The organism is Dyadobacter sp. CY347 (assembly GCF_021502655.1).
Lineage (GTDB): Bacteria > Bacteroidota > Bacteroidia > Cytophagales > Spirosomataceae > Dyadobacter.
The window spans coordinates 474,730-486,831 of the sequence record NZ_JAKFFT010000007.1 but is presented as its reverse complement, the minus strand read 5'-3'; the positions used below and the strand labels follow the sequence as shown (position 1 = coordinate 486,831).

11 protein-coding genes are annotated in these 12,102 nt (G+C 45.4%); 4 read left to right on the top strand and 7 right to left on the bottom strand.

What is annotated here, in order from left to right; translation table 11 throughout:
• Positions 1-35: 35 nt before the first annotated feature.
• The 4 genes from L0659_RS17725 to L0659_RS17710 all read left to right on the top strand — a co-directional run bounded on the left by L0659_RS17725 (position 36) and on the right by L0659_RS17710 (position 2,060).
• Complete coding sequence (locus L0659_RS17725; RefSeq protein WP_235127957.1) at positions 36-263, top strand: hypothetical protein; 228 nt, start codon at positions 36-38, stop codon at positions 261-263.
• Positions 245-637, top strand: coding sequence for a type II toxin-antitoxin system VapC family toxin (locus L0659_RS17720; protein WP_235127956.1), 393 nt, complete (start codon positions 245-247; stop codon positions 635-637). The genes L0659_RS17725 and L0659_RS17720 overlap by 19 nt, the downstream gene beginning before the upstream one ends.
• 642 nt (positions 638-1,279) lie before the next feature.
• On the top strand, positions 1,280-1,588 hold the full coding sequence (locus L0659_RS17715; RefSeq protein WP_235127955.1) for a DUF1778 domain-containing protein: 309 nt from the start codon (positions 1,280-1,282) through the stop codon (positions 1,586-1,588).
• Positions 1,557-2,060: a GNAT family N-acetyltransferase gene (locus tag L0659_RS17710; RefSeq protein WP_235127954.1), complete on the top strand. Its 504-nt coding sequence runs from the start codon at positions 1,557-1,559 to the stop codon at positions 2,058-2,060. Before L0659_RS17715 ends, L0659_RS17710 begins: the two co-directional genes overlap by 32 nt.
• Before the next feature lie 141 nt (positions 2,061-2,201).
• On the opposite strand, the gene L0659_RS17705 is transcribed toward L0659_RS17710, so the two are convergent.
• The 7 genes from L0659_RS17705 to L0659_RS17675 form a co-directional block, all read right to left on the bottom strand.
• On the bottom strand, positions 2,202-3,752 hold the full coding sequence (locus L0659_RS17705; RefSeq protein ID WP_235127953.1) for a M20/M25/M40 family metallo-hydrolase: 1,551 nt from the start codon (positions 3,750-3,752) through the stop codon (positions 2,202-2,204).
• A gap of 106 nt (positions 3,753-3,858) precedes the next feature.
• Complete coding sequence (locus L0659_RS17700) at positions 3,859-5,286, bottom strand: APC family permease (protein ID WP_235127952.1); 1,428 nt, start codon at positions 5,284-5,286, stop codon at positions 3,859-3,861.
• Positions 5,287-5,336: 50 nt separating this feature from the next.
• Positions 5,337-7,121, bottom strand: coding sequence for a DUF885 family protein (locus L0659_RS17695; RefSeq protein ID WP_235127951.1), 1,785 nt, complete (start codon positions 7,119-7,121; stop codon positions 5,337-5,339).
• 99 nt (positions 7,122-7,220) lie between these two features.
• Entirely contained in the window at positions 7,221-8,483 is a 1,263-nt protein-coding gene (locus L0659_RS17690) for an FAD-binding oxidoreductase (protein ID WP_235127950.1), read from the bottom strand.
• An 8-nt stretch (positions 8,484-8,491) separates the two neighbouring features.
• Positions 8,492-9,493 carry a 4-hydroxyproline epimerase gene (locus L0659_RS17685; protein WP_235127949.1) on the bottom strand — a complete coding sequence of 334 codons (1,002 nt, stop codon included), beginning with the start codon at positions 9,491-9,493 and terminating at the stop codon, positions 8,492-8,494.
• Entirely contained in the window at positions 9,493-10,968 is a 1,476-nt protein-coding gene (locus L0659_RS17680; protein ID WP_235127948.1) for an aldehyde dehydrogenase (NADP(+)), read from the bottom strand. Before L0659_RS17680 ends, L0659_RS17685 begins: the two co-directional genes overlap by 1 nt.
• 90 nt (positions 10,969-11,058) lie before the next feature.
• Positions 11,059-11,997 (bottom strand): dihydrodipicolinate synthase family protein, encoded by a 939-nt coding sequence (locus tag L0659_RS17675; RefSeq protein ID WP_235127947.1) that lies wholly within the window; start codon positions 11,995-11,997, stop codon positions 11,059-11,061.
• Positions 11,998-12,102 lie beyond the last annotated feature (105 nt).

Genomic DNA, 12,102 nt, shown 5'->3' with positions numbered 1-12,102 from the left:
ATTTCATTTTAGCAGAAATTCATTAAATTTGATTTATGCAAGTACAAGTGGATATATCGTTCGACCAGCTATTAAGAGCAGTGAAAACATTGCCTGCGAGGCAGCTGAAGCAGCTCAAAGCTGAAATTGAGAAAGAAGGAAAAGAAAAGTCTCAAAACAACTTGGAGTCGCTTCTTTTGAACGGCCCTACCGCAACCGAAGAAGAAATCAAAACCATTGAAAATAACAGAAAAGCAATCAACCAATGGCGGAAAAAATTGTGATGGTTGATACTTCTATTCTCATAGATTTTTATCGCAAAACAGATAAGAGCAATTCAATTTGGATCAAATTAGTTAGGGAAGGTTACGCTTTTACAATCTCGGCGATAACAAAGTATGAGATTTATTCAGGAGCGAATGCGAGTCAAACGGCATTTTGGGATAATGTTTTCAGACAAATTGAAATCATTTCACTTGATGAGGATTGTATCGACACGGCTGTTCACATTAATATTGAATTGAAGAAAAAAAGCAAGCAAATTGCCTTAGCCGACTTACTGATTGCAGCAAGTGCCGTTGCCAACGAAATGCCTCTCGCTACATTAAATAGGAAGCATTTCGAACGCATCGATCCCTTGACATTGATTGCCGTGTAATTAAAAATTTGAAAAATTGTAAAGAAGCCGTTGCCAGATAAGTTGACGACGGCTTTTTTAATTCAACTTCGCTTACCATAATCCCCAATCTCCTTCAACAATCGCGTAATCACCTCACTCGTATCCAACGCAAGCAGCGCATACTTACGACTAAGGTTCCATTCATCGGTAGGTCGGAGATAATGACGGAGCATTTCGTTGTGCATCCGTTCAATTTCAATCAGGTCGACATCTTGGTTTAGATAGTTACTTAGCAGCTCCTAGGCTGCGCTTTGGCGGGATTCTTGACCTTTTGATGTGTGCATTTTTGGATAATTTGGACATTTTGTGAAGCAAAACACGGTGCCGCACTTGCCGTTGTCCAAACCTTCCCAGGTTAATGGTGTTCAAACCATTACGGTAGTTACGACACCGTACTTTATGTATGGTGCAATACGGTATCGAAGCAAAATAATGCCGACAAACTGATTTGCCAACAACATTGCCTGGGAAAACTTGGACGCCGTAAACTTACTGGGTTTGATGGAAAAAGCAAAAAAGTATCTTTTCGCTAATCCAGAGATTTAGATTATGGCAATAACACTTGCATGTGTACGTACAATTCCCGTACATTTACAGCACTATACTCAATGACCTCACGAAATGAAAACTCCCATTAAAGATCGAATTGATGTGCGAATTAGTAAAGAACATAAGGAATTGATCAAATACGCTTCTGAATTAAGCGGGTTTAAAAGCTTGTCTGAGTTTATCGTATTTTGTGTAAAGACAGAAGCGAACAAAATCATTATGGAAAACAACCAAATTCTTCGAACTATTGAGGATAAGAAGATTTTTGTCAATGCCATACTGAATCCTCCGGCGCCCAATGCAAACCTGATAAAAGCGATGCAGAATTATCAAAAATTCATAAATGATAATGAGATATCTGATCACCAGGTTGCTGAATGAGCATATAAAGAAAGATTTTAACAGTGGAAATCCGCTTCTCGATAATTATCTAAAAACGCAAGCAAAGCAAGATGTAAATAGGGATTTGTCTGCGTGTTTTGTTCTGATTGATGATAACAATGTGGTTAAAGGCTTTTATACACTATCAGCAAGCTCAGTAAACAAAGAAATGCTCCCCGTAGAGTTAGCAAAAAAGCTGCCTCCATCTTACCAAACGCTGCCGACGATTTTATTAGGAAGATTAGCTTGCGACAATAGTATCAAGGGTCAGGGCTATGGTGAAGCTTTGTTGATGAATGCACTTAGAAGAAGTATTGAAACCTGTGAATCAGTTGGTTCACTGGCCTTGGTTGTAGATCCGATTGACGATCAATCAAAAAGTTTTTATAAGCGATACGGATTTATCCTGCTTTCCGGCACTGGCAAAATGCTGCTACCAATGAAGACGATCAAATCCTCCTATATGAATTAGATTTCCTATCTATTCTAAAGTCCTGCCCTGCTCCACCCTTCAAACACCTTTTTTTGCAACTTGATAGGATTTTCCATCTGCGTGATGTTGAATGTCGAACAATAGCAAATTAGAATTTTCATCAGTAAAATCTTGAAAGGGTTATTTTCTTACTTCGGCTGCGTTTTTTGGCTTAGGAAGTTCTTTTCTTGGGATTTTTTGATCCAGTTGCGCTGTGTTGTAAACGAAACTGGCAACCACCACGGCCATTTGTTTTAAATCATCCATAACCAAGCGCTCATATGTGTCCGCATTGGTATGATGCGTGCGGGAGCCGTATTCAATTCCGTCCTGGATGAACTGGAAACCAGGAAGTCCTAGCGCATCGAAACTTTGATGATCAGTGCCGCCGGTGTTTCTGGATGTGATGGTTGGATGATCGATAATGTCGCTAAAAGGCGCAAGCCATTTCTCGAAAATCGCGCGTGGGCCTTCGTCGCCTTGCAGATAAATTCCACGGATGCGGCCTGTGCCGTTATCAATGTTATAATATGCAGATAATTTTTCGTGCGCTGGCAACAGCTTCATTGTCTGCGGATCGCCAAATGTGTTTTTCACATAATTGCGTGATCCATGCAGCCCTTGCTCCTCGCCAGACCAAAGCGCGATGCGTATGGTTCTTCTAGGTTTCAAGCCGGATGCCTGCAAAATTCTTACTGCTTCTAACATGACCGTGCAACCGGCAGCATTATCAGTCGCACCTGTTGCGCTGTGCCAGGAATCTAGGTGGCCACCTAGCATCACTATTTCATCTTTCAGCTTGGGATCGGTGCCGGGAATTTCGGCGATTACGTTGCCTGTGGTGAGTTTTTTGTCGAAAAATGAGGTTTGTGATTCGGCTTCTAGTGTTACGGGAATGCCGCTTTCGATTAGGCGGGCGACTAGTCCGGCGTGCTCGGGGGCCATTTCAAATGCCGGGCCGGCTAATGGTGCATCGCCTTTGTAGGATGCCCCGTTGCTGGTGAAGAATGTGCCGTGTTTACCTGCCCTACCTGCGAGTTCCAGACTGATTTTCTGCGCTTTCATGGTGCTGTCGACGCGGCTGCGGAAGCTGCGCATGGTGCGCATGCGTTCAGCTTGTTCGGGGGTGAAGTTGCTTTGGCCGAATGGCTGGGAATTTGTCATTTTGTCCAAATCCTCCGTTGTGTAACGCACGGCGTCGGGCTTGAATGTCGGATCGGTGTCGGCGGGGCCGTTTACCAAAACGATTTTCCCTGTCAGCTTTCCGTCTGCATATTTTTTAAGGTCTTCCTCATTCTGAATATTCACGACCACCACTTCGCCTTTGATCGGCCCCGAAGTTCCGGAAGTCCAGGCTTTTGGAATGGCGATAAATGGCATATAATAAGGCTTGGTCATTGCCAGATAGCTTTTTTCAACCTGCCAGCCTTTTCCAAATTCACCCCAATCTTCAATGCGCGAATTTTGCAAACCCCACTTTTTCAGCTCGCTTACCGACCATTCCGCTGCTCTTTGGAAGCCCGGCGAATTGGTAAGGCGGGGGCCAGAAACGTCCGTCAGTTGATGGGCGATTTCTTTCACTTTGGAATTTTCCATTCCTTCTTTCCGGATTTTGGCAAGGGCAGCTTGGTCGATCTCCTGAGCCAGCAACAGCCCTGGACAAAACAGCATTAAACAGAATATCTTTTTCATAAATCAAATAAATTCCTTTGCCGTCGGCTTAAGCCGACGGCAATTGAGATGATTGAGAGAGCTGATATTTTTTTATTTTATTTTTATCAATGATGCAAGATGAATTTTATGCTTTGATCTCTTTTTTAGCAATGATATAATAGACTGGGATGCCCAATAGCACAATGATCAATCCTGGCCAGGTGTATTCTGGCTTGTAAATAATAAGCAGTATGCAGAATGCCAGCCCCATAACAATGTAAATGATTGGCAGAAATGGATAGCCGAATGCTTTGTAAGGTCTATCCGCATTGGGTCTCTTTTTTCTTAGAATAAAAATCCCGACAATGGTAAGCATGTAAAACACAACCACCACAAACGAAATCATATCCAGCAGGTTACCGTATTTTCCGCTCAGTGCCCAGAGTGACGCAATGACACATTGAATCCAAAGACCAAATTCAGGAACCGAGTTCTTGTTCAGCTGTCCTACTTTGCTGAAAAACAGACCGTCTTTCGCCATCGAATAATAAACCCGCGCGCCTGACATGATCAGACCGTTGTTACAGCCGAATGTTGAAATCATGATCATCACCGCAATAATGATCGTTCCCGAAGTGCCGAAAATGACGTGGGAAGCGGTTACGGCCACGCGATCTTTGTCGGAAGCTGCAATTTCTTGCAAAGACAAAACGCCAGTGTACATAACATTGGTTAGCAAATAAATAACCGTTACAATGATAGTCCCTAATGCAAGGCTAAGTCCAATGTTACGCTGTGGATTCTTGATTTCTCCTGCGATGAAAGTTACATTATTCCAGGAATCGCTGCTGAAAATTGAACCGACCATCGACGCTGCGATAGCGCCAAAAGCAGCGATCGTTGTATAGGAGGCAATGCTTCCATCTACATTTAATTTATGCATATCCCACATGGTTGCAGAATCCCAGTTGGCTGCCCAGATCTCCGGTTTCATAAAAAGCAGACCGAAAACGATCAAACCCAGCAAGCTCAAAAGCTTTGTTAATGTGAATGTAGTCTGGATAATTTTGCCACTGTTGACGCCGCGTGTATTGATGAACGTTAACAGCACAATGACGACAATAGAAAGTAACTGGGCGGGCGTTATTTGTAAAAATCCGAGATCGAGCGCGACGATGTCTTCGCTAAATTGGGGTAACAAATAAGCTGTAAACTTGGCAAAAGCTACGGCCACGGCTGCAATGGTGGCGGTTTGGATTACGGTGAAAAAGCTCCAACCATATAGGAAGCTGATCAGCGGATTATAGGCTTCTTTGAGATAAATATACTGGCCTCCGGCTTTGGGAAACATGGCACTTAACTCGCCGTAACTCAATGCTGCCGTAAGCGTCATAAAACCGGTGATCAACCACACAAACATGAGCCAGCCAACGCTCCCGGTGTTACGCGTTATGTCCGCGCTTACAATGAAAATTCCCGATCCGATCATACTGCCGGCAACGAGCATCGTTGCGTCTACAAGACCTAATGAGGGTTTAAATGCGGTTTTCTCCGGGACGGTTTCTACTGACATAAAAGATTTTTGGGTTAGAAAAGGCAGGTTTCAACTCTTAAAGTACGCTTTTATTTGAAACTATAAAATTTCCACTTTGTTTTAAAATCGCGCGTCACCGGCTGATTGATCAATGTGGCCCTTACCATTTCAATGGGCATATTATTTTCCTTCATAATGGCATCGTGGAATTCTTTGTATGTCATTTTTCCGCTGTCGACCAATTCATTTTTCAGGCTCAGGATCTGCAAGCCGCCGATGAGGTAAGCCACCTGGTAAAGCGGGCTATAACTGCCTTCGAACGACCGGCGCACTTCGCCTTCTGCATTGGCACGCTCATGACCCACCCTATCCACCAGAAAATCAATGCATTGCTGCGGGCCCCATTTGCCTAAATGATAATTGAGCGAGAAAATAATCCGTGCGCAACGGTGCATCCGCCAGAATAACATTCCGATCCGTTCCTCAGGCGTTTTGGCAAAACCTTTGTCATACAGCAGCAATTCCCAGTAAAGCGACCAACCCTCGGTCCAGAACGGCGTCCGGAATTCGCTGCGGTAAGCTTTATAGCGGCTGTTCATATAATATTGCAAATGATGCCCCGGCACAAGCTCGTGATGCACGGTCGCCCTTGAAAAATAAGGATTGTTGCCGCGCATGCTCATGAGCTTGTCTTCGTGCTGCATGGTGTTGGTTGGGTAGGAAATGATAATGTCGCGGCCACCCAGGAAGAAAGGGTTAATGAGCTGGCGCTCAGGCGTCATCATTTGCATACCCCAGGTTTCGTCGGCGATTTCCGGGTAATCAATCAGATTGTTGGCGGTAATGAAAGTTTTAGCATCGTCGTAGAGTTTCAGGATCAATTCGGGCTGTGTTCCTGCTTTTACATAGCTGTTTTTGACCTTTTCCTGCGCCTTTTTCCAGTCATTCCCGAAACCCATTTCCTGCGAGGCTTTCAGCAATTCCTTATCACACCATGCAAATTCTTTGTTGGCAAGCTCAATCAATTCGTCCGGCGTGTAACTGATCATTTCTGCATCCAGCTGGCGGATCAGCTCATCGCGACCGATGGGGACACCCTTAATGCCGCTTTTGTCGTCTTTTTGGGTTGTGGTCAGCTTGCCTTTGCTTTTAATTGTTTTGGCATAAGCGGTTAAGGCGCTGTCCAATGCTTCGTAAGGCTCAGGAACCCACCAGGAAAACATAGGATCGTAACCTTTATAAAACTCGTAAGTGCTTTTCAATCTGGACTTTAATCCGCTTACTGCATCTTCGCCGCGTTCAGCGAGGGGCATTTCAATGCTTTCTGTTTTCTTGAACGCATCTGAGGCCGTTTTTACTTCTTTTAAAATATCATTTAACTGACCTGCAATAGCCTGTCCGTCAACCGTTGCACCGCGTCTGCGGCCTTTTTCCAATGCGTAAATTTTATCTGCAAAAGGGAAATAGGTTTTCACAGCATTGTATTCCTTTTCCTCTTTGCCCAATGTCAGCAAATCGTCCTCAATGCTTCTTTTGAGCAAAATGTAATCCACTTTTCCATAAATGCTCATCGCTTCAAAATCGAGCTTAGCGAGCTTATCCAGATAGTTTTGATCCACTGCACGAAGGCGCTTACGCTGCTCAGGTGCATTTAAAACACTGCTAGGCGCTCCAAAACCGCCTCTTCCGCGCTCCATCGGTGAGTAAAAAGAACGGATCGCACGCGTATCCTGGCCATATTGAATGATGAGCCCGGCGGTTTCGCTGGTTTGTTCGTAGAGGTTAAATTTGCTTTGGGCAAAAGTTTTAGGAAGAAATGTGGCGCTTATCAGGAAAATAAGGCACAAGAAAGTTCTGTGGTTGAAAAGTTTCATCCAGGTCTGGTTTAGGTTTATACTTCGGCCGCCCGGCGGCCCGGTCCGCTCAGTATGACAAGTCTCTTATTGCAACAAAAAAACCCGGACAGTTCCGGGTTAATTATATCGTTCAGGATTGTAAAGTTTGATGTCCGCCGACAATGCAGACTCGTTGGCAAGCTCCGCCACCATTTTGCCTGTTGCCGGTCCGAGACTGATGCCCATCATGCCATGGCCGCCGGCGACAATCAGGTTTTTCAATTTTTTGCTGTAACCCAGGTAAGGCAACCCATCCGGTGAACATGGCCGGAATCCATACCAGATCCGCTCTTTGGCCGGAACGCTCACATTCAGTTCAGGATAAAATTGCGGAATGGAGTTTACAATGCCTTCCACGCGGTTCATATTAATGTTGTCATTCACCGCCGCAAGTTCCATCGTGCCGCCAAATCGAACTTTACCGTTCATTGGTGTAACTGCAACACGTGCTTCAATCAGCAATGCTGGATGTTCAATTTTATGCTCGGAATTAGGCTCCATGAAGGAGTAACCCTTTCCTGGCATCACAGGAATTGATAAGCCGGCCAGTTTCGAAAGCTCAGGAAGCCAAGTGCCGCCAGTCATGATGACGAGGTCGCCTTCCACCGTTTTGGTTTCGGTTTGAACGCCTTTTATTTCTCCATTTTTTATATCAAAACCTTTGACCTTAGCATTCAAAATCACTTCCGCGCCTTGTGATTTGATGTATTTCAAAAGTTGCGAAAACAAAGCGGTTGGATAAAGATGTGCGTCGCAGTGATAATGCACTGCGCCCATTACATCCAGCTTAATGTTGGGTTCAATGGCCTGAACTTGCTCCTTAGTAAGCATTTCAATATCCAAACCAAGTTTTTGACCGTCCTTAGCCACGTGGATTTCTTCTTCTCCGGCCTTCTCCGTTTTGTAAAGCATGAGAATGCCTTTCTCTTCCAGACCAAAATCAAAACCCTCTTCTTTGGCCAAATCTTCGTAAAGTTGCTTGCTTAGCAAATGATAATCGCGCAAATACGGCGCGGCGCGCTCTACATTCGCAGGCGTGGCGCTTTTCATGAATTTCAAACCCCATGAAACCAGCGACCAGTCCAGCGAAGGTTTTACATAAAATGGGCTTCTGCTGTCGAACATCCATTTGATGCCTTTGGAAATCATGCCGGGAGCGGCCAGCGGAATAAAATGACTTGGAACGATCATTCCAGCATTGCCCTGCGAGCAATTATCCGCCAGATCGCCCTTATCGATCAACGTCACTTTCCAGCCACTTTTTAACAAATAGTAAGCCGAAGTCAACCCCATAATCCCGCCGCCAATGATGGTGGCTTTTCCCTTATTCGTCACGTTCATATTTGCTGTTACAAAACCTGGAATCCAAATGCGTATGGATCTTCCTCGTCGTCGATGATGATTGTATTATAACCCGTTACAACCGCCCAGCCTTCGATGCCGGGGATGATCGCGGGCTTGTCTCCTATGGTCACTTCGTCCTCTACGGTTCCGGTGAATTTGGAACCGATAATGCTTTCATGAATGAATTTGTCGCCTTTTTTGAGTTTTCCTTTGGCATGCCATTGTGCCATCCGCGCCGAAGTTCCGGTTCCGCAGGGTGATCTGTCAATGGCTTTGTCGCCGTAGAAAACTGCATTGCGCGCAGTGGAAGTCTCATCTAAAACGGCACCAGCCCATAGGAAATGGCTTAATCCGTTGATATGCTCGTTTTCGGGATGGACGAACTTGTATTTTTCATTCATCCGCTTGCGGCAAACACGGCTCCAACTGATCAGCTGATCGGCGGTGTAATGTTCGATGCCCTTGAAATTTTCCTGCGGGTCCACAATGGCGTAAAAATTGCCGCCGTAGGATACATCCACTTTCAATGTGCCCAGTTCAGGACATTCCACTTCCAGGTTTTCGGATGCTAAAAATGATTTTATATTGATCAATTTAACCGATTTTACTCTTTTGCCTTCCTGCACATATTCCACGAGAACCAAACCGGCAGGCGTTTCGAGGCGCAGCTTACCGGGCACTTTTGGGATTACTAACCCTTCCTGAATCGCAATGGTAACGGTTCCAATGGTTCCGTGCCCGCACATCGGCAGGCAGCCGCTGGTTTCAATGTAAAGCACGCCAATGTCATTTTCGGGATCGATGGGCGGATATAAAATGCTTCCGCTCATCATGTCGTGGCCGCGTGGCTCAAACATTAATCCTTTTCTGATCCAGTCAAATTCTTTCAAAAAGTGAAGCCTGCGCTCCATCATGCTATTGCCCTGCAAAAGCGGGCCGCCACCGGCCACCACACGAACGGGATTCCCGCAAGTATGCGCGTCGATGCAGAAAAACGTTTTTCTCATTACAAAGCCTCCTTCGTTAGCTCATTATTAACCGTCCGCCAGATTCCTAACGGGTTGGCATTTTTCAATTCTTCTGGTAGAAATTCATCCGGCCAGTTCTGAAAGCTCATCGGGCGCACAAAACGCTTGATCGCGTCCGAACCTACAGAAGTAAACTGGCTGTTGCTCGACGACGGAAATGGCCCGCCGTGATGCATGGATTTGCAAACTTCAACACCTGTCGGAAAGTTGTTGAATAAAATCCGGCCGCATTTGTCGGTTACCAGGCCGATCAGCTCTTCATTTTCTGCCAGATCTTCGTTGGTTGCCAGCAATGTGGCTGTCAATTGTCCGTGCAGTTTTCCGCCCACAGAAATTACCTCGTCAATGCTCTCACATTTGATAATCAATGCAAATGGCCCGAAAACTTCTTCCTGCAATGCATCATTGTTCAGGAATGTCTGCGCGCTTACCGTGGCAACCGTCGCGCCGCCTTGTCCTTCCAAAACTTCCGTTTCGGTTACAGCAAGGATTTCAACACCTGGTTGTGTGGTTAGTTTTTTGCAACCTTTTTCATAGCTTTCTGCAATGCCTGCGTGCAGCATATGTGAAGGGGCAATCTTTGTAATTTCTTCTTCCAATGCATTTTCGAAAGCTTCCAATGCAGGACTTTCAATCGCAATCACAATGCCAGGATTTGTACAAAATTGACCTACGCCCAATGTTAATGAGCCTGCATATTGTTTTGCCAATTCAGCAGCGGAAGCTTCTAATTTATTTGGCAACAAAAAAACAGGGTTAACACTGCCCATTTCAGCAAAAACCGGAATAGGATTGGGTCGTTTTGCTGAAATCTCGGCCAATGCAGTTCCAGCACGGTAAGAACCTGTAAAACCAACCGCCTTAATGATCGGGTGGCTTACCAGAAACTGCGATTCCTCATTCGTTTCGAAATAAACGTGTGAGAAAGTGCCTTCCGGGAAATTACTTTTGGCAACCGCGCGGCTAATGGCATCGGCAATGATCTGCGAAGTTTCGGGATGGCCGGGATGCGCTTTCACTACAACCGGACAACCGGCTGCAATGGCGCTGGCCGTGTCGCCGCCCGCTGTCGAGAATGCAAATGGAAAATTGCTCGCACCGAAAACGGCAACAGGTCCCAGCGGAATGCTCGTTTTACGAATATCCGGCTTGGGAGGCGTTCTTTCGGCATTTGCTGTGTCAATGCTGGCGTCCAATGGAGCGCCTTTTTCCAATGCATCGGCATAACTTCTCCATTGAAAAATCGTCCGGCCTTTTTCGCCTGTTAAGCGTGCTTCGGGCAGGTTAGATTCTGCTTTGGCAGTTGCAATGAGTTCAGGACCAATGGCTTCAATCTCGTCTGCAACCGTGCGCATGAGCGCAACACGCTTTGCAATTGAATATTTTTTCATGATCACAAAAGCCTCGAGAGACTTTTGCAAAATGGCTTCTAATGCTTCTTTTGAAGTTGTCATGGGTTGGTCAGGATAATTTCTGTTTATAAAAAGTCGCGATATGTTGCGAATCCAGCTTCAAATAAAGCCGGATTACGCCATGCGACAATGTTATGCAACAGAAACTTCCGAAGACAAATTCAAATAATCCGGCAATGCAGGCTGCGTCGAAATCGCTTGATCAATGATCGCCAGCACATTTTCGCGCTCTGCGCCTTCCAGAACCAATCTCGGTGCACGAACATATTCCGAGCCTATGCCTGCTTTTGTAGCTGCAAGTTTGATGTTTTGAACCAGTTTCGGATGAATGTCCAGTTCGAGCAAAGGAAGATACCAACGGTAAACGGCCAAGGCTTCTTTGTATAATCCGGCTTTTACGAGGTTGAAAATCGCAACGGTTTCTTTCGGGAAAGCATCTACCAAACCGCCAACAACGCCGTCGCAACCCAGCATCACTTCTTCCATGATCAATGTATCCACACCGCAGAAAACTTTGAAACGGTCGCCGAAACGGTTGTAAAGGCGGGTAACATTGCTTACGTCTCTTGTTGATTCTTTGATGGCATGCACATTAGGAACCTTTGCAAGTTCTTCGAACATTGCCAGTGTTACTTCGATCTTATAATCCACCGGATTGTTGTAGATCATTAATGGCAATGCGGTGCTTTGCGCAATGGTTTTGAAATAAACAACCGTTTCGTGGTCATCTGCTTTGTAACGCATCGGCGGCAACACCATTAGTCCGTCTGCACCCGCAGCTTCGGCTTCTTTGGCAAGGCTTACCGCTTCGGCAGTCGATTGCTCGGCGATGCAGACCACGATCGGGAAATCCTGGGCAACAATGCTTTTTGCATATTTTACCAATTCCACTTTTTCCGCTTGTGTCAATGTGCTTGCTTCGCCCAATGAGCCTGAAACGATCGCGCCAGTCACGCCTGCTTCGATCTGCACTTCAAGATTTTTACGGAAAAGATCAAAATCAATGCTGTCGTCTGATTTGAAAGGCGTTAGCAACGCCGGAAATACACCTTGCCAGGATTCCTTGTTCATATATTGGTTATGATTAGATATGAAAGTTCTGAATTTTTGTCAAAGTTAATTGTTCGGTAACCGACAAACATTTCAGGTATTAATCAATAATATACGAATTTTAAC

Coding starts and splice junctions, on each gene's coding strand:
- L0659_RS17725 (WP_235127957.1), top strand. CDS start 36: ATGCAAGTACAAGTGGATATATCGTTCGACCAGCTATTAAGAGCAGTG.
- L0659_RS17720 (WP_235127956.1), top strand. CDS start 245: ATGGCGGAAAAAATTGTGATGGTTGATACTTCTATTCTCATAGATTTT.
- L0659_RS17715 (WP_235127955.1), top strand. CDS start 1,280: ATGAAAACTCCCATTAAAGATCGAATTGATGTGCGAATTAGTAAAGAA.
- L0659_RS17710 (WP_235127954.1), top strand. CDS start 1,557: ATGAGATATCTGATCACCAGGTTGCTGAATGAGCATATAAAGAAAGAT.
- L0659_RS17705 (WP_235127953.1), bottom strand. CDS start 3,752: ATGAAAAAGATATTCTGTTTAATGCTGTTTTGTCCAGGGCTGTTGCTG.
- L0659_RS17700 (WP_235127952.1), bottom strand. CDS start 5,286: ATGTCAGTAGAAACCGTCCCGGAGAAAACCGCATTTAAACCCTCATTA.
- L0659_RS17695 (WP_235127951.1), bottom strand. CDS start 7,121: ATGAAACTTTTCAACCACAGAACTTTCTTGTGCCTTATTTTCCTGATA.
- L0659_RS17690 (WP_235127950.1), bottom strand. CDS start 8,483: ATGAACGTGACGAATAAGGGAAAAGCCACCATCATTGGCGGCGGGATT.
- L0659_RS17685 (WP_235127949.1), bottom strand. CDS start 9,493: ATGAGAAAAACGTTTTTCTGCATCGACGCGCATACTTGCGGGAATCCC.
- L0659_RS17680 (WP_235127948.1), bottom strand. CDS start 10,968: ATGACAACTTCAAAAGAAGCATTAGAAGCCATTTTGCAAAAGTCTCTC.
- L0659_RS17675 (WP_235127947.1), bottom strand. CDS start 11,997: ATGAACAAGGAATCCTGGCAAGGTGTATTTCCGGCGTTGCTAACGCCT.